We start from the raw sequence: 23,172 nt of genomic DNA on the forward strand, positions 1-23,172 counted from the left end.
GGCCCGCCCTCATCGGCTCCGCCGCTACCCCCGGCCGGCCGGCGCCTGTGTCCGCGGCTCCTCCGGTACGGACACGGGCCGGCCGGGTCCCCGCGTCCCCCGTCGCAGCAGCATCCACACCCCGTACAGCAGCAGTCCGGCCGCCAGCCCCGCGCCCGCGCCGAAGCAGGCCGTCGGAATGATGTCGAGCGGGCTCTCCACCCGGCCGAAGTGGGCGTACCAACGGGCGCACCGGTGGACGACACCGGCCAGCACGCACAGCGCCAGCAGACCGAGCGCACCCCATCGCTCCCGGGGGCCGAGCACCGGCACCTCCACGGGCACGGGGAGCGCCGCGGTCCGGCGCAGCCCGGTGGCGACGAACCAGCCGATCACCACGAGGGCCAGCGCCGAACTCCCGTACTGCACGAACTGGAACACCGGGAAGCCGCCGACGCTCCGGTTCAGGAACGGCAGCAGCTCCGTGCCCCACCGGCTGTGGTGGGTGAACGCGTCCCACACCACATGCGTGGCCGCGCCCAGCGCCCCCGAGGCGGCGAACCACAGCCAGGCGGACGGACCGAACGAGGCCCGCGTCCACCGCCGCCCCCGGACGAAGGCGTGCACGCGGCCCCGTACCCGCGCCGGCAGCAGCGCCACCAGCGGCTCCCGCAGCAGCGCCCACACCGCGACCAGCACGGCGGCGATGGCCACGTTCACCGTGACGATCCCGGCGAACGTGTGCGTGAACGACCCGAACTCCATCGCCCCGGGAACCACCGTGTCCGCGAAGTAGGTGATGTCGGGCGCGAACGAACCGGCGACCAGGGCCGAGGGGAACAGCGGCCACCGGCCGGTCCCGTTCCGGCGGATCGCCGGGAGCACGGCGGCTGCATGACTGATCGTGAACGGCATGGCGGCAAGTATGCGGGACCGCCGGGGCACCCTTTCGTGGCCCGCCGGACAACGTGCGCCACCACGTGCGCCAGCGAACGTGAAAAAACAGTAAGAAGCGGTCAGCCCTCGGTGCCTGGGCGACAGAAGGTGCCGTAGGGTCGCTGGAGTCGTAGCGCTGGGGAGCGCGAGCAGCCTTCGAGGGGGAGGGACCGGAACGTATGGCAGCGCACATGCGCCGACGTCTGCGCAAGGGAGCCACGACCACCGCGGTGGCGGCGGCCGCGGTGGCGGCCCTCACGGCCTCACAGGCGCCCGCGGCGACCCTGGCCGACGGATCCGCGGGCAGCGGCGACCCGACGGCGGCGGGCGAGGACACCGCGAGCGGCGAGACCGACGGCGCCGCCACCGGTAACTCGCCCTACTACACGGACCTTCCGCCCCTGGTCACACCCGACCGGCCCGGTTCGTCCAGCGGCCTCCCGGCGGCGGGCAGCGCGGAAGCGGGCATCCCCGCCTCGGTCCTGGCCGCCTACAAGCAGGCCGAGCGGACCGTCGCGTCCACCGACCCCTCCTGCCGGCTGCCCTGGCAACTCCTCGCCGCGATCGGCAAGGTCGAGTCCGGGCAGGCCCGCGGCGGCCGTGTCGACGCCCAGGGCACCGCCAGCCCCCGCATCCTCGGCCCGGCCCTCAACGGCCAGGGCTTCGCACTGATCAAGGACACCGACGGCGGGGCGTACGACGGCGACGCGGTCCACGACCGCGCGGTCGGCCCGATGCAGTTCATCCCCTCGACCTGGGCCTCCTGGGGCCAGGACGCCAACGGCGACGGCCGCAAGGACCCCAACAACATCTACGACGCGGCTCTCGCCGCCGGCCGCTACCTCTGCGCCAATGACCGCGATCTGGCCCTCGCCGCCGACCTCGACCAGGCCGTGCTGAGCTACAACCGGTCGACGGAGTACCTGCGCACGGTCCGCTCCTGGTTCTCCTACTACCAGCGCGGTACGCACGAGATCCCCGACGGCACCGGCACGCTCCCCTCCACCCCGAGCACCCCCACCCCGAGCCCGCGTCCGGGCACCGGCTCCGGCTCGGGCACCGGCCCCAGTGCCACCCCGACTCCGAAGCCCTCCCCGTCCAAGCCCGGCGGCAAGCCGAGCCCGGACCCCACGAAGCCCGGTGGCGGCGGCTCCACCAGCCCGACGCCGAAGCCGCCCACCCCCACGCCGACGCCGCCGTCCGAAACCTTCGGCTCCCTGGAGAACGCGGGCACCGGACCGCTGCGCGCCACCGCGGGCCAGGAGTTCGACGAGCGGGTCTCCGTACTGGCGCGCAACGCGGCCGGCGCCCCGCTCGCCAAGGTGCCCGTCACCTTCACCGTCACCGGCGACACCGGCACGCTCTTCGCCGGCGGCACGAAGACCGTGACGGTACGGACCGGGGCCGACGGCACCGCCACCGCGCCGAAGCTCCAGGCCGGCGAGAAGGCCGGGGAGTTCACCGTGACCGCGGTCGCGGGCACCGGCCGGCTGCGCACCCTGACATACGCGGCGACCGTCACCGCCCGCCAGGCCGACGCGATCGCCCGCACCGACGAGAAGGCGCTCGTCGCCGCCCCCGGCGAGAAGTTCGCGGACGCCGTCACCGTCAAGGCCACCTACAAGGACGCCGCCGCGGCCGGAGTGGCCGTCACCGCCACCATGGTCAAGGACCGCCTGGGCGCCATCGACAACGACAAGGGCCCGTACTTCGAGGACGCGGACGGCGAGCCGGTCCGTACCCTCACCGGCCTGACGACGGACGCCGAGGGGCAACTGCGGCTCCCGGAGATCTTCGCCGACGACAACGAGGGCACGTACCTGCTGCGCCTCACCACCGAGGGCGGCGCCTCGATCGTCGTCGAACTCACCGTCGAGGCCCCGGAGGAGACGGCTCCGGAAGAGCCGGCCGAGACCCCTGACGCGACGGAGACCCCCGCGCCCGAGACCCCGGACGCGACGGAGCCCCCCGCGCCCGAGGCCCCTGACGCGACGGAGACCCCCGCGGCCACCAAGCCCTGACCCTCTCCACCGCAAGACCACCGCAGGACCACCGCACAGCCCCTCGGCCACCCGGCCGAGGGGCTGTCCGCTCTGTTCTCATCTCGCGCCCCGGTTGCTACGGTGCCCCATCCCTGACGGCCCATCAGGCCGCCGTAACCGGACCACCGCCCCGGGAGGCCGAGCATGCGTGCCCTCGTCGCCACCGCCATCGGACTGGCCGCCGCCCTCGCGCTCGTGTTCACCGTCTCCGCCGTCGGCTCCCCGGCCGGGGAGACCTCGCCGAAACCCCTGCTGACCACCGTCCCGGGACCGAAGAGATAGCCGCCGCAGAGGGAAGAGGTCATCACCATGCGCCGCCGAGCCGGTCTCGTACTCCTGGCCCTCGCCGTGTTCTTCGCAGCCCTGTCGCCCCTGCTGCGCTGGTACGCCTTCCCGCGCCTGGCCAAGGTCCCGCCGAGCCAGTACCAGGAGATCGTCCTGGAGGCGAAGCCCGCCGTCCTCCTCGACTACACCACCCTCAAGGCGAAGAAGGTCGACAAGGTCACCATCGTCCAGACCCTCAAGGGCAACGTGGAGGAGTCCGAGAAGATCGAACGCAGCGCCGGGCGGGACGTCGTCGTCTGGGACGCGCTCTCCTACATCGAGGGCCCCGACGGCTCGATGGTCTCCGCCATCCCCGAGCGCTACATCTTCGACGCCCACACCCAGGCCCCCGTCAACGCCACCGGCGAGATGGTCGACGGCGACCCGGTCCGCCGCGAGGGCATCGAGTTCAAGTGGCCCTTCCTCACCGAGAAGCGGGACTACGAGTACTTCGACGCCCAGACCCGCACCACCGCCCCCATCCACTACAGGGGCACCCGCACCTTCCGGGGCCTGGAGGTCTACTACTTCGAGCAGACGATCCCGTGGACCGAGGTCGCCATGCCGAAGAAGATGCCCATCGAGGGCATCACCGCCGAGCAGATCGCGCAGACCGGCATGACCCGCTGGTACACCACCAAGCGGATGTTCTGGGTCGATCCGGTCACCGGGGCCCCCGTCAACGGCGAGGAGATCCACCGCGAAGAGCTGCGCGACGCCAAGAAGATGGGCATGTCCGAGGACACCGTCACCGCGTTCTCCGGCCATGTGAAGATGCGCGAGGACTACATCGCCGACACCGTCGACCTGGTGAAGTCCCAGCGCGTCCTGGTTCTCCTCCTCACCTCGTACCTGCCCTGGGGCTTCCTCGGCCTCGGTATCGCACTGGCCGCGCTCGCCCTGTGGCTGGAGGCCCGCTCGCGGCGGCCGCAGAGCGCTACGAACGCCTGAGCCGCGCCGAGGTGTACCGCGTCGCCGGTACGGTCGCGGGGTCCTCCGGCCACGGGTGCTTCGGGTAGCGGCCCCGCAGCTCCGCCCGCACCGCCCGGTAGCCCTCCCGCCAGAAGGACGCCAGGTCGGCGGTGACGGCCGCCGGGCGCCCGGCGGGGGAGAGCAGATGCACCAGGACCGGCACCCCGGCCACCCGGGGCGTCTCGGCCAGCCCGAACAGCTCCTGGAGCTTCACGGCCAGTACGGGCTGCTCCCCGCCGTACTCCACCCGGATCCGGGACCCGCTCGGCACCTCGATCCGCTCCGGCGCCAGCTCGTCCAGCCGGGCCGCCTCCCCGGTCGCCCAGGGCAGCAGCCGGCGCAGTGCCTGGCCCGCGTCGATCCGGCCCAGGTCGGAGCGGCGACGGGCCCGCGACAGCTCGGGCTCCAGCCACGCGTCCGGGTCCGCCAGCAACGCCCCGTCCGACACATCCGGCCACGGCGCCCCCAGCACCCGGTGCAGGAACGCCAGGCGCGACCGCAGCTGCTCGGTCTCCCGGCTCCAGCGCAGCAGCCCGAGCCCCTCGCGCCGCAACCCCTCCACCAGGGCCCCGCGCACCAGCTCCGGATCGGGCTGCTTCAGCGGCCGTACCGCCAGCTCCACCGCCCCCAGCCGGTCCACCGACCGGGCCACCACCTCGCCGTCCACCCAGCGGACCTCCTCGCCCCGCACCCGCAGATGCCCGGCGGCCGCCAGCGCGGTGTCCTCGTCGAGCACCGCCGCCAGCCGCACCCGGGCGGAGGCCGCGTGGGCGGGCCGGTCCGCGACCGCCACGGCCAGCCAGGGCGAGCGGCGCAGCGGCGACCCCTCCCGCAGCTCCGCGCCCGTGCCCGACGCCATCAGGAACGCCCCGTCGCCCCGGGCCCGCGCCACCCGCTCGGGGAACGCGAGGGCGGCGACGAGCCCGACGACGGCGTCATCGGACCGCCCCGCGCCGGAACCGGAACCGGAACGGCCTTCACCGGAGCGCCCCGAGCCGGAGCGCCCCGAGCCGAAGCCGGAACCGAAGCCGGAGCCGGAGCCAGGGCCCGGCGCGGCCCCGGATCCCGGCGCGGCCCCGGATCCCGGCGTGGCCCCGGATCCCGGTGACTGCCCGGGGCCCGCAGCGTCCGCCTGCCCCGACAGCCGCCGCACCTCCTGCTTCCAGCGCGCCGCGTACCCGTCCTGGCCCCGGCGGGCGGTCCGCAGCGCCGCCGCGAGATCGTCCCCGTACTCCCTCGGCGGCTCCTCGCTCAGCAGCGCCACCACCTCGGCCGCCCGCCGCGCCCCGGCCTCCGCCGCCCCGTCCAGCAGCGCCCGTGCCAGCCGGGGGTGCAGCCCGAGCCGGGACATCCGTACGCCGCGCTCGGTGACCCGGCCGTCGCCGTCCACCGCGCCGATCGCGCCCAGCACCTCCCGGGCCGCGCCCATCGCCCCGGCGGGCGGCGGGTCCAGCAGGGCGAGCGAGGAGGCGTCCGGATCGCCCCAGCACGCCGCCTGGAGCGCGAACGCCGCGAGGTCGGCCACCTTGATCTCCGGGGCCGGGAAGCGCGCGAGCCGCCCCTCCTCGGCCCGGTCCCAGCAGCGGTACACCGCCCCCGGAGCCTCGCGCCCCGCCCGCCCGGCGCGCTGCCGCCCGGCCGCCAGCGAGGCCCGTACGGTCGTCAGCGCGCTCAGCCCCCGGGCATGGTCGGTACGGGGCTCCCGGGCGAGCCCCGAGTCCACGACGACCCGGACGCCGGGCACCGTCAGCGACGACTCCGCCACCGAGGTCGCCAGCACCACCCGCCGTACGCCGGACGACCCGGCCAGCACCGCGTCCTGCACGGCGGCCGGAGCCCGCCCGTGCACCTGGAGCACCTCCGCGTCCACCCCCGCGAGCTGCCCGGCCACCCGCCCGATCTCGCCGACCCCGGGCAGGAAACAGAGCACGTCCCCCTCCCGCTCCGCCAGCGCCCGCCGCACGGTCGCCGCCACATGCGTCAGCAGCGCCGGATCGACCCTTCCCCAAGCTCTCGGCTGCGCTCGACCAGGGGAGGCCCCACCCCCGTGCGGAGGCTTCACCGGCCGCGCGGGCGGCGCCCAGAGAACCTCCACCGGATGCGAGACGCCCTCGGCCTCGATCACCGGGGCGTCGCCCAGCAGCCGCGCCCAGCCCTCCGCGTCCGTCGTCGCGGACGCCGCCACCAGCCGCAGATCGGGCCGGATCGTCTCCCGTACGTCCAGGAGGAAGGCCGCCACCGTGTCCGCGTCCAGGTGCCGCTCGTGGCACTCGTCGATGATCACCGCGTCGACCCCGGACAGCTCCTGGTCGCGCTGGAGCCGCTGGAGCAGCACCCCGGTGGTCACGACCTCCACCACCGTCCCCCGCCCCACCACACGCTCGCCGCGCACCGTGAACCCGACCCGTTCGCCCGGCTGCTCGCCCAGCAGCCAGGCCATCCGCCGCGCCGCCGCACGGGCGGCGAGCCGGCGCGGCTCGGCGACCACGACCCGGCGCACCGGGCCGTCCCCGGTCAGCCCGGCCAGCACCAGCGGGACGAGCGTCGTCTTTCCGGTGCCGGGCGGGGCGCACAGCACGGCGACGCCCCGGTCGTCGAGCGCGCGCCGCAGGGCGGGCACGGCGGTGCGGACGGGCAGGCGGTCCAGGGCTTCGGTGCGGATCACGGTCCCAGTGTCGTACGCGGTCGTCCCCCGGAGAGACGTCAGTCCCGCTCGCACACGAAGATCGCCGTGCCCGGGATCAGGTTGCCGCGCAGCGGGGACCAGCCACCCCACTCCTGGTCGTTCCAGGCGGGCCATTCCGGTTCGACCAGGTCGACCAGGCGGAAACCGCCCGCCACCACGTCACGGACCCGGTCACCGAGCGTGCGGTGGTGTTCCACATAGACGGCGTCACCGGCCTCGTCCTGCTCGACGTAGGGGACGCGGTCGAAGTAGGAGGCGGCGACGGAGAGCCCCTCGGGCCCCGGCTCGTCCGGGAACGCCCAGCGGATCGGGTGCGTCACGGAGAACACCCAGCGCCCGCCGGGCCGCAGCACCCGGTGGACTTCGCGGAAGACCCGCACCGGGTCGGCGACGAACGGCACCGCCCCGTACGCGGAGCAGGCCAGGTCGAAGGAGCCGTCCCGGAACGGCAGCCGGCCCGCGTCCGCCTCCACCAGGGGCAGGCCCTCGCCGATGCGCAGGGCGTGCTGGAGCTGGCGGTGGGAGAGGTCCAGCGCCACCGGGCGGGCGCCCTGGGCGGCGAGCCAGCGCGAGCACTGGGCGGCCCCGGCCCCGACCTCCAGGACGTCGAGGCCCTTGAGGGAGGCGGCGGGCCCCAGGAGACCCGCCTCGGCCTCGTCGAGCCCTTCCGGGCCCCAGACGAAGCGGTCGTCGCCCAGGAAGCCGCCGTGGTCGCTCTGGTACTCGTCGGCGTTGCGGTCCCACCAGCCCCGGCTGGCCCGGCTGCTCTCGGCCTCGTCCGCCGCGCGGCGGGTGGCCTCCGGTTCCGGAGACTCTGCGGGTTCTCCGGGTTCCGGGGAGTAGGTCCCGTGGATCTCTTGGCTCATCGTGCCCGTCGTTGTAGTTTGCCTTCACCCGCCGCGTGCGGTCCGTACCAGGGGGCGTGCCCCCGGGGCGTGCGGACGCGTCCCCGTGGCGCCGTGCCGTGGTGTTCTCGGACCGATGTGGCCTCGGAGAACATGAGTTGCGCCGGGAATGGGGCGATGTGCCCCGGGTGTGCGCCTTCGCGCATTGACCCTGTCCGGCTGCCCCCGTATGCTACAAGTTGCGCTGCGAGCCTGCGCGCCTCAGACCTAGCAGGCCGCGCTCGCGTCTGTTGCATGTCCCCTCGGTTGTCGAGGCGTCTCTCCGGAAACGGATTGCGCGCTTTCCAGGCTGTCCGGCTTCTGCAGAGGCGATACGGGCTTTCGGCGTAGCAGTACCTACGACTCTCTGTCCGTACCGGAGCCCTTTCCCACATGACGAGCAGCACCGAGACCACCGCCACCACTCCGCAGGTTGCGGTCAACGACATCGGCGACGCGGACGCGTTCCTCGCGGCGATCGACGAGACGATCAAGTACTTCAACGACGGCGACATCGTTGACGGTGTCATCGTCAAGGTTGACCGGGACGAGGTTCTCCTCGACATCGGTTACAAGACCGAAGGTGTCATCCCGAGCCGCGAGCTCTCGATCAAGCACGACGTCGACCCGAACGAGGTCGTCAAGGTCGGCGACGAGATCGAGGCCCTGGTCCTTCAGAAGGAGGACAAGGAAGGCCGCCTGATCCTCTCGAAGAAGCGCGCTCAGTACGAGCGTGCCTGGGGCACCATCGAGAAGATCAAGGAAGAGGACGGCATCGTCACCGGTACCGTCATCGAGGTCGTCAAGGGTGGTCTCATCCTCGACATCGGCCTCCGCGGCTTCCTCCCGGCGTCGCTCGTCGAGATGCGTCGTGTCCGCGACCTCCAGCCCTACGTGGGCAAGGAGCTCGAGGCGAAGATCATCGAGCTGGACAAGAACCGCAACAACGTGGTCCTGTCCCGCCGTGCCTGGCTCGAGCAGACCCAGTCCGAGGTTCGCCAGACGTTCCTCACCACCCTGCAGAAGGGTCAGGTCCGCTCCGGCGTCGTCTCCTCGATCGTCAACTTCGGTGCCTTCGTGGACCTGGGTGGCGTCGACGGTCTCGTGCACGTCTCCGAGCTGTCCTGGAAGCACATCGACCACCCCTCCGAGGTTGTCGAGGTCGGCCAGGAAGTCACCGTCGAGGTCCTCGACGTCGACATGGACCGCGAGCGTGTCTCCCTGTCGCTCAAGGCGACGCAGGAAGACCCGTGGCAGCAGTTCGCCCGTACGCACCAGATTGGTCAGGTCGTCCCGGGTAAGGTCACCAAGCTCGTTCCGTTCGGTGCGTTCGTCCGCGTCGACGAGGGCATCGAGGGTCTGGTCCACATCTCCGAGCTGGCCGAGCGCCACGTGGAGATCCCGGAGCAGGTCGTCCAGGTCAACGACGAGATCTTCGTCAAGGTCATCGACATCGACCTCGAGCGTCGTCGCATCAGCCTCTCGCTGAAGCAGGCCAACGAGTCCTTCGGTGGCGACCCGGCCTCGGTCGAGTTCGACCCGACGCTGTACGGCATGGCCGCGTCGTACGACGACCAGGGCAACTACATCTACCCCGAGGGCTTCGACCCCGAGACCAACGACTGGCTCGAGGGCTTCGAGGCGCAGCGCGAGGTCTGGGAGACCCAGTACGCCGAGGCGCAGCAGCGCTTCGAGCAGCACCAGGCCCAGGTCATCAAGTCCCGCGAGGCCGACGAGGCCGCTGCGGCCGAGGGCGCTGCGGCCCCGGCCGGCGCTGCTCCGGCCGCCTCCGGCGGCAGCGGTGGCGGCGGTTCGTACTCCTCGGAGTCGGCGGACAACTCCGGCGCCCTGGCGTCGGACGAGGCCCTTGCCGCGCTGCGCGAGAAGCTCGCGGGCGGCCAGAGCTGACGCTCTGACCCCGGCGGCTCATCGGCTGCGGTAGCTGTAGAGAGCGGTGAGTGAGGCCCGTCCCCTTCGGGGGGCGGGCCTCACTCGCGTATGCAGTCCGTCATGACGTCACGGCGTCACGGCGATGTTGGTCAGCCCCTTGCCGCCGGTGACGGTGTTGCTCGCGTGGACCGTGGTGGGGCAACCGGAGCTGTGGTTGGTCACGTTGATGGCGAGCTGTCTGCCGCCGGTGGCCCCGGTCAGGTCCGAGGAGTTGTTCCGGAAGACGGTGCCGCAGCCCCAGCCGCTCCGCTGCGTATGGGTCTCGTAGCCGTTGTTGGTGGTGCGCGACCCCTTGTTGCCCTCGACCAGCACGTTGTTGCCCTTCACGTCGACCCAGGAGTCGTCGTAGTTGGCGCCGGTCAGGCCGTGGCCGTCGAAGGTGTTCCCGATGATGCGGGCGCCGGTCGTGCCTTCCTTGATGTCGATGGACTCGCCGCCGACGTCCGGCCCGATGGTGTTGTTCAGGATCTGCGCGTTGTCGCTCCGGTCGGAGAGATCCCCGGCCGAACCGACGTACACGCCCTCGCCCATACCGCGCCCGTTCTGCCCGGTGTCGTAGATCCGGGAGTTCTTCAGGACGCCGTCCCGGCTGGACCTGCGGAAGTGGACGCCCTCCATGTCGAGGTCGTGCACGGTCACCGAGTCGATCACCACCCCGTTCGCCGTGTCGGCCATGATGCCCTTCTGCCCGCCTCTGACCGTGATCCCGTGGACCGTCCAGTACGAGGCGCCGTTCAGGTGCAGCCCGTAGCCGCCGCCCGCCGTCAGGACCGCCCTGCTGGAGCCGGTGAGGATGATCCGCGCGCCGGGGGTGCCGGGCCGGGTGGCCTTGAAATTGCCGGTGTACGTGCCGTCGGCGAGCCGGATCGTGTCGCCGGGGGAGACGGTGGTGAGCGCCGACTTGAGCTGGGCCGCGGTGCTCACCTCGATGACCGCGGCGTTCGCGGGCCCGGCACCGGTCAGGGTGAGGCCACCGGCCGCCAGGGCGGCGGCGAGCAGGACGGTGAGGGGGGGAGCGGGTGCGCATGGGGGGTGCCTTCCCGTCGAAGGGGTCCACGTGTTCTCGTACATGAATGCGGGATGCGTGTCTGAACGTGTTGCCCAGTGACGGTAGGGGTGGCGGCGAAGTGCGTCAAGGTCTGGACCAGGATCGGCGAGGGCGGCGCCGGAAGCGGTGAAGCGGCTTCGCACCACCGGCAACTGACGCGCCGTGACCCGCCCCCGCCGGGGAAGGGCCAGGACGCGGGGAATGCTCGTGACGCCGGTCGTGTTCTTGTCTAGGAACACGAGGAGGAGCGGTAACCGTGCCTGATCCGCAGAGTTTGTACGAATGGGAGCCGAAGGGCCTGGCCGTCGTCGACATGGCGTTGGCGCAGGAGTCGGCCGGCCTGGTCATGCTCTACCACTTCGACGGCTACATCGACGCGGGTGAGACCGGCGAGCAGATCGTCGACGGCCTGCTGGAGACGCTGCCGCACCAGGTCGTCGCCCGCTTCGACCACGACCGGCTCGTCGACTACCGCGCGCGGCGCCCCCTGCTCACCTTCCGGCGCGACCGCTGGGCGTCCTTCGAAGCCCCCGCCCTGGAGGTCCGGGTCGTCCAGGACGCCACCGGAGCGCCCTTCCTGCTGTTGTCGGGCCCGGAGCCGGACGTGGAGTGGGAGCGGTTCGCCGCCGCCGTCGAGCAGATCGTCGAGCGCCTCGGCGTGCGGCTCGCGGTGAACTTCCACGGCATCCCCATGGGCGTCCCGCACACCCGCCCCGTCGGCATCACCCCGCACGGCAACCGCACCGACCTGATGCCCGGCCACCGCAGCCCCTTCGACGAGGCCCAGGTGCCCGGATCCGCCGAGGCCCTCGTGGAGTACCGGCTGATGGAGGCCGGTCACGACGTCCTCGGGGTCGCCGCCCACGTACCGCACTACGTGGCCCGGTCCGCCTACCCGGACGCGGCGCTCACCGCACTGGAGGCGATCACCGCCGCGACCGGTCTGGTGCTGCCCGCCCTCGCGCACTCCCTGCGGACCGAGGCGCACCGCACCCAGACGGAGATCGACCGGCAGATCGGCCAGGGCGACGAGGAGCTCGTCTCCCTCGTCGAGGGCCTTGAGCACCAGTACGACGCCGTCGCCGGTTCCGAGACGCGCGGCAACCTCGTCGCCGAGCCCGTCGACCTGCCGTCCGCCGACGAGATCGGCCGGGAGTTCGAGCGGTTCCTCGCCGAGCGGGAGGGCGAGGGCTGACCGCCCGGGACCGGCCCGTAGGCTGCGGCCCATGCTGAAAGTGGGCCTGACCGGCGGCATCGGCGCCGGCAAGAGCGAAGTGTCGCGGCTGCTCGTCTCGTACGGGGCCGTCCTCATCGACTCCGACCTGATCTCCCGCGAGGTCGTCGAGCCCGGCACGCCCGGACTCGCGGCCGTCGTCGAGGAGTTCGGGCCGGGCGTCCTGACCGCCGAAGGAACCCTGGACCGCCCGGCGCTCGGTGCGCTCGTCTTCGCCGACGACGAGCGGCGGGCCGCCCTCAACGCGATTGTCCACCCCCTGGTGGGCGCCCGCGCGGCCGAACTGGAACGGGCGGCCCCCGAGGACGCCGTCGTCGTCCACGACGTCCCCCTCCTCACCGAGAACGGGCTCGCCCCCTTCTACGACCTGGTCGTCGTCGTCGACGCCTCCGCCGAGACCCAGCTCGACCGGCTGGTGACGCTGCGCGGGATGACGGAGGCCGACGCCCGTGCCAGGATGGCCGCCCAGGCCACCCGCGAGGAGCGCCGGGCCGTCGCCGACCTGATCGTGGACAACGACGGGCCGCGGGAGGCCCTGGAGGCCCGGGTCCGCGAGGTCTGGGACGAACTGGTCCGCAGGGCCGCCGCCCGCTGAGTACGGTCGGCGCAAGCGCTCCGGCGGAACAGGTCGGCCGCGGCGGACGTTGGACCCGCGCGAGGAAGCGACGAAGCGACGAAGGACCCGCGCGAGGAGATCGCGAGGAGAGGAAGGGACGCGACCGTGCCCGAGAGGAACCCGGAGACCGACGTCATCGACTTCCGTGCGGCCGAGCACCTGCTCGACGCCCGGGACCCCCGGGGCGCCGTCAAGCTCCTCGACTCGGTGATCGCCGCGCACCCGGAGAACACCGCCGCCCGGCTGCTGCGGGCCCGCGCCTTCTTCGCCGCCGCCCAACTACGCGCCGCCGAGCTGGAATTCGAGCTGGTGCTGGAGCGCGAGCCGGACAACGCGTTCGCCCACTTCGCCCTGGCCCGCACCTTCGAACGGTCCGGCAACCCGGAGCGGGCGACCCGGCACTTCCGCCTGGCGGCGGCGCTGGATCCGAAGCCGGAGTACCTGCGGGCGGCGAAGTTCGACGAGCGGGACCAGCGGGGCGACGGTCCGCACCCCTGACGGGCCGACGGTCCGCATCCCTGACGGGGCGATGGCCGGAATCCTGCGCGAGCAGCCTGCCCGACTCCGTGCGGTCAGCCGGCCGCGAGGGCGGCCGATGTGCCGATCAGGGCGAGCTGACCGGGCCCGGCCCCGCGGGGCCGGGCCTCCGCCACGAAACGGGCCAGCTCGGCGCGGAGCGTGGCGGAGTCGATGCGTCTGATCGCCGGCAGGGTGGCGTCCACGATCCCGCACGCGTCGTCGAGCCGGCCGATGCCGGCCAGGGCTGTCGCCTGCCGTACCGCGAAGCGCGCCCTGGAGTTGCCGTCCGACAGGACGGCCGGTCCGCACGCGGACGCGAAAAGATCGGCGGCCGGGCCGAAGCGGCGCAGGCCGAGCAGGCAGGATGCTTCGAGAAGGTGTGAACCGCCGTTCCCGATGCGCGGACCCCAGTGCGGTGGACGGCCGTCGGTGTTCTCGGCGGCATGGCTCCGGAACCGCTCCAACGCGTCCCGGCAGGCCCCGGCGTCACCACGGTGCGCATGGCCCAGAGCCGCGCGCCGTGCGGCGTGGGCGCGGATCGCCGGGCCGGCCGCCGGATGCCGGGCCGCCTGATCCGCGAACCCGATCGCCGCACCGGAGTCGCCGCGGTGCTGGGCGATGAACGCCTTGCGGGTCAGGGCATACGCGGCCACCGTCTCGTCCCCGCCGTACGCACCCCAGCGGACCGCGAGATTCGTCCAGCGCAGGGCCTCCGCGGAATTTCCCGCCTCCTGCGCCATCCACCCCGTGTATTCGGCGAACTTCGACGCCAGCAACCAGATCTCGGCACGCTGCTCACCGACGGCGTGCTGACCGGTGTCCGTCAGGACGCGGATGATCGATTTGATCGAAGCGGTGACGAACCTCGGTCCGGTCGATCTGCCGATGCCCTTCAGCTCTCCCAGGACCCGCTCGTACCCGGAGACCACCGGGCCGGAGTCGACGATGCCGCCGTCCCGGGGGCCGCGGCGGCCGGACCCGGCCAGCTCGGCCAGCTCCCCGTCGGCCCCGAAGGCCGCGTCGCAGGCCGCCGCCACGGCGGGCGAAGGGTTGCGCAGCCCGCTCTCCAGATTGCAGATCTGCCCCTCGGACACGTTCGCCCGCCGGGCGACCTCACGCACACTCCAGCCGCGACGTGCCCGAAGCGTGGCGAGGACGACGCCGAAGTCGCCCGGCGGCAGCAGCGTGCCGCCGGATTCCCCCGCCGAGGTTGTCCCCGCTGTGCGCTCCGCCGCATCCATACCCGCCAGCGTACGGAGACGTACGGCGGCTATTCAATCCTCGGTGAATAGCCGCCCGGGGATTGCCCCGCCCCTAGGGTGAGCACCATCCCCGCAGTCAACTCCTGCTGAAGAGAGGGAAATTGTGCCGCGCGTATTCCTCAGCTTTCGTAAACGGGATTCCCGGTGGATGCGGGAGCGCGTCTATCGCGCGCTGTCCGACCGCCTGGGGGCCGAGGAGGTCTTCAAGTCGAGCGAGTCGATCCCGCCCGGTGCCGATTTCGCCGAGGTGCTGGTGAACCAGGCCGCCGAATGCAAGCTCATGTGCGTCCTGATCGGGCCGGAGTGGCTCGACGCGCGGAACGAGGACGGTGTGCGGCTGCTGGACCGGGATCACGACTGGGTCCGTCGGGAGATCGCGACGGCTCTGCGGGCGGGAAACCGTGTGGTCCCGGTGCTCCTGGGCGACGCGACCATGCTGCCCGGCCCCTCGGAACTGCCGGTCGAGATCGCGGAGCTGGGGCGACTCCAGTGCCTCCGGGTCCCGGAGACCCATCTGCCGGACGGGCTGGAGCAGTTGGGCGACGCGCTGACGGCGCTCCTGACCGGTGCCGCCACCGACTCCGCCACCGGCCCCGGGCCGGGCACGACGCCGGCCGGGGAACCCGGCCCGCCCACGACCATGACGGCCCATGTGTCCGGCGGCGGCAGCGCCTACCAGGCGGCCCGTGACCAGACGATCAACCTGACGTGAGGGGCTGACGATGGAGGTTCCAGGAGCCGAGCGGAAGCGTCGGATCGGGCCGTACACGCTGCTCGGAAGCGGGCGCACGGTCGGCGGAGGCGAAAGCTTCGCGGCCCGCACGGACGAGGGACTGCTGGTCACGGTCACGGTCGTGGGACCCGAACCGGCCGCGAACCCGGAGTTCCGGGACCGCTTACGTGCCGCCGTCGAGGCGGCACGGAGCCTGTCCGGACTCTTCCTCGTACCCGTGGTGGATGCCGACGTCGACGCACCGGTTCCCTGGGTGGCGACCCGGTTCACCGCCGGGCTGCCGCTCCGGCACGCGGTGGACCGGCACGGGGCCCTGGGAGAGCCGGCTCTGCGCGTGCTCGCCGACGGCCTCGCCCGAGCGCTCGCCGTACTCCACGGGTCCGGAACGGCCCACGGTGAGGTGGATCCGGACGCGGTGCTGCTGACCATGGACGGCCCCCGCATCGGCGTCCTGGGGTTGGTGGGGGCCACCGCGAGTCCGCCGCCGTCGCCCACGGACGACATGTTCGACCTCGGATCGACCGTGCTGTACGCCGCCACCGGAGGTGAGCGGGACACGGACGCCCTGCCCGCGTCGCTGCGCGAGGTCATCGGCGGCTGCCTGTACCCGGAACCGTCGGACCGCCCCACGGCCGAGCAGCTCGTCGACTACCTGGAGCACCAGGGGCTGCCCGCACCGGAAGGAGGTTGGCTGCCGCCGGCGGTGACCGCCGACATGGCGTCGGCGGCCGCGGCGGTCGGCTCCGCCCGTGCCGTCCAGGGGCCCGTTCCTCCACGTCCGGTCCGCGCCCCCGGGGCAGGTGTCAGCCGCCGGAACCTGATCATCTCGCTGGCCGGAGGCGCGGCTCTGCTCGGCGGCGGGGCGGCGGCACTCGCGTTCTCCGGCGATCCGACACCGCCCCCCGAGGGCCGGGCGGGCGGACTCGGGACCACCGCGCGGCCCACCCGTCCGTCAGACGTGCGCACCACGTCCGCCCCCTCCGCGTCGCCCTCATCCTCGGACGGGCCAGAACCGGTCGTGCTGGCCGGGCCCGACGCCGCCAAGGCCTGGTCACGGGCCGGGAAGCGCGCCCCCACCTGTCTGGAAGCCTCCGACAAGGTGGTCATGGTGGTCACGGACAAGGCCACCTCGTTCATGGAGGCCGCGAGCGGAGACCGCGCGTTCGACGCGCTGAACGCGAGGAACAGCTTCGGCGCGAACTCGGGCACGCACCCCACGGCCTACGCGGACGGAGTGTTCTACCTGCTCTGCGAGACGCCGGGTCAGTGGGACCTGCTGGCGGCGTTCGACGCCGCCGACGGAAAGGTGAAGTGGACGGTCAGCCTCGCGGCGAGCGATCCGGGCGGGGCCAAGATCGTGTCGAACTACGGCAGGCAGTACCTGGCGGCGTCGGGCGGCATCGTCTACGTATGCGGCAAGGTGAACGACTACGACGGGAAGTTCTCGGTCCACGACCCGGTCACCGGCTACATCCGCGCGTTCGCCGCCACCACCGGGAAGAAGCTGTGGCAGGTCCAGGGCACGGACATCAACAACGTACTCGTGCCGTCCACCGGTTCTCGTCTGCTGGCCGCCTCGGCCATCCCGGCGAAGCAGCCCGGCCGGGTCCAGATGATCGACGCCGCCCGGAAGGGCGCCCGCGGCTGGAGGAAGCCCGTCCGACACCCCTCGTCCTACTTCACCTCCGGCTGGCCGCTGACCGGCTACGCGGACGGGCACTTCCTCTTCGCCTCCGGCAAGGGCGACACGCTCTCCGTCGTCGACGCGGCCACCGGAACCGAGAAGTGGCACCAGCGCTTCGAGGCGAGAAACGGGGACCGGGTCAGCCTGGGAGCGCCGTTCTCCAGCCCGGACGGCGCGACCGTCTACGTACCGGTCGGCAGCGACCTGGTGGCCCTGGCCACGGCCGATGGCACGCCCCGGTGGATCTCGAAGCTCGACGGAGCCAGTGACACGGGCGGTGCCAACATCTTCAGGGCCTCCCTCGGGCTGGGCGGCAGGCACGCGCAGTGCTCGGCCGACACCGTCTTCGCCACGGACGGCGCCAAGACGTTGTGGGCCATCGACGCGGCCACCGGCAGGGCCAGATGGAAGTACAGCGACCCGAGCCAGCCCGACGTGGGATTCCGGTGGACGGTGGGCGGCGACCGGGTGTTCATTGCCTCCCATCTGACCGTGACCGCGATCGCGGCCGACGGGCGCTGAGGACGGCCGTCGGGTGGTCAGAACGGCCGACGCGCGTCGAGGACGGCCGTCCGGTGGTGAGGACGACCGTCGGGCGCTGGGGAACAGAAAGAAGAGGACATGGACACGAGCGTGGAACTCGCCGCGCCGGCGACGACGGCCGCGGTTCGCCCGATCGGCCTGCCGGCGACGGGCGGCCGGGCCCTGAGCGCCACCAGGGGCGGACGGCCGTGACGGAGAACAACACCGGCGCCCCGCCGCCCCCCGCCAGGCCGCCCCGCTGGCAGCCGAAGGAGCAGAGGGCGAGTGCGACCGGCGGGGGCAGCGTCTACCAGGCGGGCCGGGACCTCCACGTGCGCCACGGCGACGAAGGCCGCAGAACCGTGCCCGGCCCGGGTGCGGACCGGGTCCCGTGCCCGTATCCGGGCCTGGCCCCGTTCGGCGCCGAGCACCGGCAGTGGTTCCACGGCCGCGAACGCATGGTCCACCTCGTGTGCGAGCGGATGGACGCCCGGATGCGGGAGGGCGGCCCCCTGGTGCTGATCGGCCCTTCGGGGGCCGGCAAGTCGTCCCTGCTCGCGGCCGGGGTACTGCCGGCCCTGGTCGAGGGCCGGCTTCCGGTGGCGGGTTCCAGCACCTGGCCCCGGCTGCTGCTCACCCCGACGGCCTCCCCGGCCCTGGCCGTGGCGGCCGCCGCCGGGCTCGACGCCGAGACCGCCCGGCGGACGGTGCCGCAGTGGCGGGCCGATCCCGCACAGTGCGTGGCCGAGCTGCGCGAGCTCACCGCAGCCGAGGAGACGGTGTCCGACCGCACCCGATCCACCGGCCTGGTCGTCGTGGTCGACCAGTTCGAGGAGGTCTTCACGGCCTGCGGTGACGCCACCGAACGGGAATGGTTCATCGACGTGCTCGACCGTCTCGCCCGGCCCGAGGGCGGTGCGGTCGTGGTGCTGGGGGTACGCGCGGACTTCTACGCCGCCTGTACGGCACATCCGCAGCTCCGGGAGGCGCTCCGGGCCGGACCGGTCCTGCTGGAGCCGATGACGCAGGCCGAACTCAAGGACGCGATCCGGCGCCCCGCCGCCGATGTCGGACTCGACGTCGAGGACGGCCTGGTCGAGGTACTGCTGGCCGACCTGGGCGCGGTGGACGGGCCGGCCGGCACGGGCAGCACGGGCCGGCTGCCCCTGCTCGCGCACGCGCTGCGCGCCACCTGGCAGCAGCGTCACGGCCACACCCTCACCGTGGACGGATACCGGGTGACCGGCGGTATCCAGGGCGCCATCGCCACCACGGCGAACCGGCTCTACGACACTCTGCCGCCGCCCTGTCACGAGGCCGCGCGGTGGGTGTTCCTGCGGCTCGTCATCGTCGGGCGGGACGCCGACGACAGCCGCCGCCGCGTCCGGAACGACGAACTGCTGCGCAACGCCCCGGACCCGGAGGCCGCCGCCAGAGTCCTGGACGACTTCACCCGGGGCCGGTTGCTGACGCGGGACCAGGACACGGTCGTGATGACCCACGAGGTGCTCATCCGTGCCTGGCCCCGGCTGCGGGGCTGGATCGAGCACGACCGCAACGGGAACCTCGTACGCCAGGAGGTGGAGGAGGCGGCCGCGGTCTGGGAAAACGCCGGCCGGGAGGCCGCCGCGCTGTATCGCGGGAACCGGCTGGCGGCCGCCCTGGCCTGGTCGGAGACGCGCGGTACGGAACTCAGCGGCTCCGGACGGGCGTTCCTGGCGGCCGCCCGCCGCCACCAGAGGCGTGGGCAGCACCTGCGGCGTGCGGCGGTCGCCACCATCACCGCCCTGGCCGTGGTCGCCTCGATGGCCGCCGTCTTCGCCTTCCGGCAGGAGGCCGAGGCCAGGAAGGCCACCGACGAGGCAGTGGCGGAACGCGACAAGGCGATCAACGCCGCGGTCATCTCCGCGTCCGTACAGCTGGCGCCGACCGATCCATCGCTGTCCGCCCAACTCGCGCTGACTTCCTACCGCATGGCCCCGACGCGGGATGCGGCGTCCCGGCTCATCACGACCGCGAACACGCCCCTGGCCACCCGCCTCCCCGGCCCGCCGGACTGGGTGCAGACCGTGGCCTACAGCCCCGACGGGCACATGCTGGCGGCCGGGAACCTCCGCCACAACCTCGTCCGGCTGTGGGACGTGTCCGATCCCGGACGCCCGGTCGCACTGGGCCGGCCCGTGCCGGTGGACCGTTCCGTGACGTCGATCCGGTCGCTCGCGTTCAGCCCGGACGGCCGGGTGCTGGCCATCGGCGGCCACACCAGCGACCACGGCGACGGCGGTTCCGGAGGATTCACCGAACTGTGGAGCCTGAGGAGCCCCAGCCACCCTGTCCTGCTCGGACGGTTGAAGAGTCCTGGCGTCCGGGGCTTCGACGCTGCGACGACCGTCGAGTCGCTGACGTTCAGCCCCGACGGCCGGACGCTGGCGGCCGAATGGCATGCGGGCCTGGTCAGTCTGTGGGACGTCACCCGCCCCGACGCCGCCCGCCCCGTGGGGAAGCCGGTGAACCTCCACTGTCCCGATGTCTTCTCCCGCCGGATCGCCTTCAGCCCCGCCGGACACACCATGGCCGCGGCGTGCGACGACAAAGCCGGCACGATCGGCCTGTGGGACCTCACCGACCCGGCCCGCCCCGACCGCGGACGTACCGTGAGGGCCGGGAGCGCCGTGAAGGCTCTCGCGTTCAGTCCCGACGGCCGGACCTTGGCCGCCGGGGCGAGGGACAGTTCGGTCCACCTGTGGAAAGGGGCCGGCACCGACCGCCCGACCCGCCTGGGCAAGCCGTTGAAAGGCCCCGCCCAGCCCCTCCTCGCGGTGGCGTTCAGCCCCGACGGGAGCACCCTCGCGGCGGGCAGCGCCGACCACAGCATCCATCTGTGGAACGTCACCCATCCCCAGTCCATCACCCTCCTGGGCCGGCCGCTGACCGGCCCGGGTTCCCAGGTGACCGACCTGGTGTTCAGCCCGGACAGCCGGACTCTCGCCGCCGCCAACGCCGATGGCAACGTCGACCTGTGGAGTCTGCCGCCGACCCGGATCCCCGGCGCGGGAGGGAATGTGGCCTCCGTGGCGTTCAGCCCGGACGGACGCACCCTCGCCGCGGCGAACCAGAACGCGACCGTCTCCCTGTGGAACACCGCCGACCCGAACAACCCGGTTCCGCGCGGCGAGCCGCTCCCGGCCCGCGAGGAGCCGGTCAACGCGGTGGCGTTCAGCCCGGACGGACGCACCCTGGCCGCAGGCGACAGCGGTGGCGACGTCACGCTGTGGAACATCGCCGACCCCAGCCGTCCCGTTCGGCTGGCCGAACCCCTCACCGGGGCGGACGGGCTCATCTTCGCCGTCGCGTTCAGCCCCGACGGCGACACCCTGGCCGCTGCCGGGGACAACCGCGACGGCAGAATCGCCCTGTGGGACGTCAGCGACCCCGCGCACCCCGCCCGTGCGTCCGGCGTTTCCGGCTCGGGCGGGCGGTCCGTGCTGTCCCTGGACTTCAGTCCCGACGGATCGGTCCTGGCGGCCGGCGGCGACGGAAGCAACGGCACCGTCGGACTGTGGAGCACCGAGCAGCCCGGAGTCCGCGTCGGGAAGAAGATCGACCAGCCGGCCGCCACCAGCACCTGGGTGGCGTTCAGTCCGGACGGCCGTACGCTCGCCACCGGGAACAGCCGCGGCGTCGTCACCCTCTGGGACTCCACCGACCCCCACCACCTCAAGCGCAGGGGCAAGCCGTTGACCGTCCCCGGCGGCAGCCTGTGGTCCGTGGAGTTCAGCCCGGACGGGAAGATTCTCGCGGCGGGCGGCCACACCGACAGCGGCACCATCCACCTGTGGAACGTCACCGATCCGGACCGTCCCACCGCCATCGGACGGCCGCTGGCCGTGGAGACCGGATTCGTCGCCGTTCTCGCGTTCAGCCCCGACAGCCGGACCCTGGCGGCCACCACCGACGACGGCGTGGCCACCCTCTGGGACCTCGATGTCGAGTCCTCCATCAGCCGCATCTGCGCCGCGAGTTCCGGCGCGCTGGGCAAGGAGGAGTGGAAACGGTACGTCGTCCTACCGCCCTACGATCCGCCCTGTGAGGAGTCCTGAAGGGGGCTGGGTTCATCCTCCTCCCGGCCGGCCGCCGTCGGTGCTGGGCCCCGGACCGCGCGGTCGGCCGTCGCCGTGGTCCGGTTCGTACGGGGGAACGTCACGGCCCGGCTGGTAGTGCGGGCCCTGGCGCATGCGGTACGTGATCACGCCGAGGTCCACCACCGCGAGCAGCAGCACCACCGCGCAGGCCGCCGCCCAGCCCGGCCGCCCGTTCATCGAGAAGGCCACCAGGCCGAAGAGGGCCCAGGCCGTTCCCCACAGGCTCAGCCAGAGCCGCATCCGGAGAGGACTGCGGGCGGTCACGGGTTCACTGCCCGTACGCATGGCGATCACCTCACTCTCCAGCATGGACCCACCGGGCGACGGGACGAAAAGCGCCGGGACGAAAAGCGCCGGGACGAAAAGCGCCGGAACGAAAAGCGGCGGCCGGAACGGTGGCGGACAGGCGGCGGGGAACCGCGCCCGGGGACGGCTCGTTCCTCCTCCATGGGCGAATCACTGGTACGTGAGGGGTACGCGGGGACGGGTCCCGGAGCCATCACGCCGGACGGGTGCGCGGTCGAGCTGTACCGCCGGCTGGCCGTCGGCGAGGAGCCGGAGGTGATCGCGGGCGTCGCCCCCGAGGGGGCGAGCATTCTCGAACTGGGCTGCGGGGCGGGCCGGGTCACCCACCCGCTGGTGCGGCGCGGGTTCCGGGTGACGGCGGTGGACGAGTCGCCGGAGATGCTGGCGGAGATCGTCGGGGCACGCACGGTGCGCAGCCCCATCGAGTCGCTGGACCTGGGCGCCGAGCGGTTCGATGTGGTGCTGCTCGGCTCGTTCCTGGTCCACGCGGGCGAGCACCGGGTGCGCGACGGGATGCTGCGTGTCTGCCGCGCCCATGTGCGGGACGACGGGATCGTCCTCGTCCAGCGCGAGGGCGTGGGGCACCGCTCGGAGCTGCCGTGGGAGCGGACCGACCCGTCCGGGTGCCTGGTCCGGATCGTCTCGGCCGATCCGGTGGGCGACGGTGTGCGCTCGGTGCGCGCGGAGTATCACTTCGACGACGCGCGGTGGACGCAGACCTTCCTGTCGCGGGAGCTGTCCGACCAGGACCTCGCCGGGCATCTGGCGGCGGCCGGGCTCACGGTGGACCGCACCCTCACCGACGACGGCACCTGGCTGCTGGCCCGCCCCGCACTCTGACCGGAGGGGCCGGCCCGCGCCCGCCCGGCCCTGGCGCTCAGTGCACGAAGCTGTAGCTGCGCCAGGGCTCGCTGCCCGGCGCCGTCACATCGGTGACCCCGGTCGGCACATAGATCGTGCTGCCACCCGTGCAGTCACGTGTGCGGTACATGATGGCGTCGATCAGCGTCCCGTTCTCCACCTCGTGGGCCCCGGCCGGGGCGATCCGGTGGCAGCCGCGTACCGACGGGCTGTTCACCTGGATCACCGCTTCGCGCTCCGTCGTGTAGGTCACCGGGCCCACCGCGGTGCGGCCGAGCCCGGAGCAGCCCGTGGCGGCGAGGGCGAGCAGCGCGACTCCGGCGGTGAGGGCGAGGCGGCGTCGGCGGCGGGGAACGGTAGCGGTCACGGACATGGGCGGGTCCTTCTCTGCTCGTCCGGTGCTCGTCCGGCGAAGTCGGTACGTCGGAAAAGACGTGCTGGCGCTGGCCACCCTGCCCGGCCCGGCCCACCC

General features: G+C 73.0%; 18 protein-coding genes. 11 read left to right on the forward strand and 7 right to left on the reverse strand.

What is annotated here, in order from left to right:
- Positions 1–24 precede the first annotated feature (24 nt).
- Positions 25–894: a DUF4184 family protein gene (locus IE145_RS06515; protein ID WP_189519715.1), complete on the reverse strand. Its 870-nt coding sequence runs from the start codon at positions 892–894 to the stop codon at positions 25–27.
- A 200-nt stretch (positions 895–1,094) separates the two neighbouring features.
- On the opposite strand from IE145_RS06515, the gene IE145_RS06520 reads away from it, so the two are divergent.
- The 3 genes from IE145_RS06520 (at position 1,095) to pgfA (ending at position 4,232) form a co-directional block, all read left to right on the forward strand.
- Positions 1,095–2,936, forward strand: a complete 1,842-nt coding sequence (locus tag IE145_RS06520; RefSeq protein ID WP_189519717.1) for a lytic transglycosylase domain-containing protein — start codon at positions 1,095–1,097, stop codon at positions 2,934–2,936.
- 165 nt (positions 2,937–3,101) lie between these two features.
- Entirely contained in the window at positions 3,102–3,239 is a 138-nt protein-coding gene (locus IE145_RS06525; RefSeq protein ID WP_189519719.1) for an SPW_0924 family protein, read from the forward strand.
- Between the two features lie 27 nt (positions 3,240–3,266).
- Entirely contained in the window at positions 3,267–4,232 is a 966-nt protein-coding gene (pgfA, locus tag IE145_RS06530; RefSeq protein ID WP_189519721.1) for a cell envelope lipid trafficking protein PgfA, read from the forward strand.
- On the opposite strand, the gene IE145_RS06535 is transcribed toward pgfA, so the two are convergent.
- Together IE145_RS06535 and IE145_RS06540 are read right to left on the reverse strand one after the other, a co-directional pair.
- Positions 4,219–6,918, reverse strand: a complete 2,700-nt coding sequence (locus tag IE145_RS06535; RefSeq protein ID WP_189519723.1) for an ATP-dependent RNA helicase — start codon at positions 6,916–6,918, stop codon at positions 4,219–4,221. The genes pgfA and IE145_RS06535 overlap by 14 nt on opposite strands.
- A 38-nt stretch (positions 6,919–6,956) precedes the next feature.
- Entirely contained in the window at positions 6,957–7,805 is an 849-nt protein-coding gene (locus IE145_RS06540) for a class I SAM-dependent methyltransferase (protein WP_189519725.1), read from the reverse strand.
- A 411-nt stretch (positions 7,806–8,216) separates the two neighbouring features.
- Here IE145_RS06540 and rpsA point away from each other — a divergent pair, with 411 nt between their 5' ends.
- Entirely contained in the window at positions 8,217–9,731 is a 1,515-nt protein-coding gene (gene rpsA / locus IE145_RS06545) for a 30S ribosomal protein S1 (protein WP_006123726.1), read from the forward strand.
- Positions 9,732–9,839: 108 nt separating this feature from the next.
- On the opposite strand, the gene IE145_RS06550 is transcribed toward rpsA, so the two are convergent.
- A complete protein-coding gene (locus IE145_RS06550) occupies positions 9,840–10,844 on the reverse strand; it encodes a right-handed parallel beta-helix repeat-containing protein (RefSeq protein WP_229825373.1) in 1,005 nt (334 codons plus the stop codon).
- A gap of 233 nt (positions 10,845–11,077) precedes the next feature.
- Here IE145_RS06550 and IE145_RS06555 point away from each other — a divergent pair, with 233 nt between their 5' ends.
- The 3 genes from IE145_RS06555 (at position 11,078) to IE145_RS06565 (ending at position 13,169) form a co-directional block, all read left to right on the forward strand.
- Positions 11,078–12,016 (forward strand): PAC2 family protein, encoded by a 939-nt coding sequence (locus IE145_RS06555; RefSeq protein ID WP_079134204.1) that lies wholly within the window; start codon positions 11,078–11,080, stop codon positions 12,014–12,016.
- A gap of 31 nt (positions 12,017–12,047) precedes the next feature.
- Positions 12,048–12,650 (forward strand): dephospho-CoA kinase, encoded by a 603-nt coding sequence (gene coaE, locus IE145_RS06560; protein WP_189519727.1) that lies wholly within the window; start codon positions 12,048–12,050, stop codon positions 12,648–12,650.
- Positions 12,651–12,776: 126 nt separating this feature from the next.
- Complete coding sequence (locus IE145_RS06565; RefSeq protein ID WP_189519729.1) at positions 12,777–13,169, forward strand: tetratricopeptide repeat protein; 393 nt, start codon at positions 12,777–12,779, stop codon at positions 13,167–13,169.
- Between the two features lie 74 nt (positions 13,170–13,243).
- Here the strand turns inward: IE145_RS06565 and IE145_RS06570 are convergent, their stop codons facing one another.
- Positions 13,244–14,431, reverse strand: coding sequence for a helix-turn-helix domain-containing protein (locus IE145_RS06570; protein ID WP_189519731.1), 1,188 nt, complete (start codon positions 14,429–14,431; stop codon positions 13,244–13,246).
- 124 nt (positions 14,432–14,555) lie between these two features.
- On the opposite strand from IE145_RS06570, the gene IE145_RS06575 reads away from it, so the two are divergent.
- From IE145_RS06575 to IE145_RS06585, 3 genes are all read left to right on the forward strand, one after another.
- A complete protein-coding gene (locus IE145_RS06575; RefSeq protein WP_189519734.1) occupies positions 14,556–15,164 on the forward strand; it encodes a toll/interleukin-1 receptor domain-containing protein in 609 nt (202 codons plus the stop codon).
- A 10-nt stretch (positions 15,165–15,174) separates the two neighbouring features.
- Positions 15,175–17,391: an outer membrane protein assembly factor BamB family protein gene (locus IE145_RS06580; RefSeq protein ID WP_189519736.1), complete on the forward strand. Its 2,217-nt coding sequence runs from the start codon at positions 15,175–15,177 to the stop codon at positions 17,389–17,391.
- A gap of 209 nt (positions 17,392–17,600) precedes the next feature.
- Positions 17,601–21,491 (forward strand): WD40 repeat domain-containing protein, encoded by a 3,891-nt coding sequence (locus IE145_RS06585; RefSeq protein ID WP_189519738.1) that lies wholly within the window; start codon positions 17,601–17,603, stop codon positions 21,489–21,491.
- 12 nt (positions 21,492–21,503) lie between these two features.
- Here the strand turns inward: IE145_RS06585 and IE145_RS06590 are convergent, their stop codons facing one another.
- Positions 21,504–21,842 (reverse strand): DUF6343 family protein, encoded by a 339-nt coding sequence (locus IE145_RS06590; RefSeq protein WP_189519740.1) that lies wholly within the window; start codon positions 21,840–21,842, stop codon positions 21,504–21,506.
- Positions 21,843–21,980: 138 nt separating this feature from the next.
- Between IE145_RS06590 and IE145_RS06595 the strand changes: the two genes are divergently transcribed.
- Positions 21,981–22,679, forward strand: a complete 699-nt coding sequence (locus IE145_RS06595) for a class I SAM-dependent methyltransferase (protein WP_189519742.1) — start codon at positions 21,981–21,983, stop codon at positions 22,677–22,679.
- Positions 22,680–22,716: 37 nt separating this feature from the next.
- Here the strand turns inward: IE145_RS06595 and IE145_RS06600 are convergent, their stop codons facing one another.
- Positions 22,717–23,073 (reverse strand): hypothetical protein, encoded by a 357-nt coding sequence (locus IE145_RS06600; RefSeq protein WP_189519744.1) that lies wholly within the window; start codon positions 23,071–23,073, stop codon positions 22,717–22,719.
- Between the last annotated feature and the right edge of the window lie 99 nt (positions 23,074–23,172).

Source organism: Streptomyces sindenensis (assembly GCF_014649035.1).
In the GTDB taxonomy this organism is placed as follows: domain Bacteria; phylum Actinomycetota; class Actinomycetes; order Streptomycetales; family Streptomycetaceae; genus Streptomyces; species Streptomyces sindenensis.

Bases quoted from the DNA above. Each gene is read 5' to 3' on its own strand.
- IE145_RS06520 (WP_189519717.1), top strand. From the start codon at position 1,095: ATGGCAGCGCACATGCGCCGACGTCTGCGCAAGGGAGCCACGACCACC.
- IE145_RS06595 (WP_189519742.1), top strand. From the start codon at position 21,981: ATGGGCGAATCACTGGTACGTGAGGGGTACGCGGGGACGGGTCCCGGA.
- IE145_RS06580 (WP_189519736.1), top strand. From the start codon at position 15,175: ATGGAGGTTCCAGGAGCCGAGCGGAAGCGTCGGATCGGGCCGTACACG.
- IE145_RS06570 (WP_189519731.1), bottom strand. From the start codon at position 14,431: ATGGATGCGGCGGAGCGCACAGCGGGGACAACCTCGGCGGGGGAATCC.
- rpsA (WP_006123726.1), top strand. From the start codon at position 8,217: ATGACGAGCAGCACCGAGACCACCGCCACCACTCCGCAGGTTGCGGTC.
- IE145_RS06600 (WP_189519744.1), bottom strand. From the start codon at position 23,073: ATGTCCGTGACCGCTACCGTTCCCCGCCGCCGACGCCGCCTCGCCCTC.
- coaE (WP_189519727.1), top strand. From the start codon at position 12,048: ATGCTGAAAGTGGGCCTGACCGGCGGCATCGGCGCCGGCAAGAGCGAA.
- IE145_RS06515 (WP_189519715.1), bottom strand. From the start codon at position 894: ATGCCGTTCACGATCAGTCATGCAGCCGCCGTGCTCCCGGCGATCCGC.
- IE145_RS06550 (WP_229825373.1), bottom strand. From the start codon at position 10,844: ATGTACGAGAACACGTGGACCCCTTCGACGGGAAGGCACCCCCCATGC.
- IE145_RS06525 (WP_189519719.1), top strand. From the start codon at position 3,102: ATGCGTGCCCTCGTCGCCACCGCCATCGGACTGGCCGCCGCCCTCGCG.
- IE145_RS06540 (WP_189519725.1), bottom strand. From the start codon at position 7,805: ATGAGCCAAGAGATCCACGGGACCTACTCCCCGGAACCCGGAGAACCC.
- pgfA (WP_189519721.1), top strand. From the start codon at position 3,267: ATGCGCCGCCGAGCCGGTCTCGTACTCCTGGCCCTCGCCGTGTTCTTC.
- IE145_RS06590 (WP_189519740.1), bottom strand. From the start codon at position 21,842: ATGCTGGAGAGTGAGGTGATCGCCATGCGTACGGGCAGTGAACCCGTG.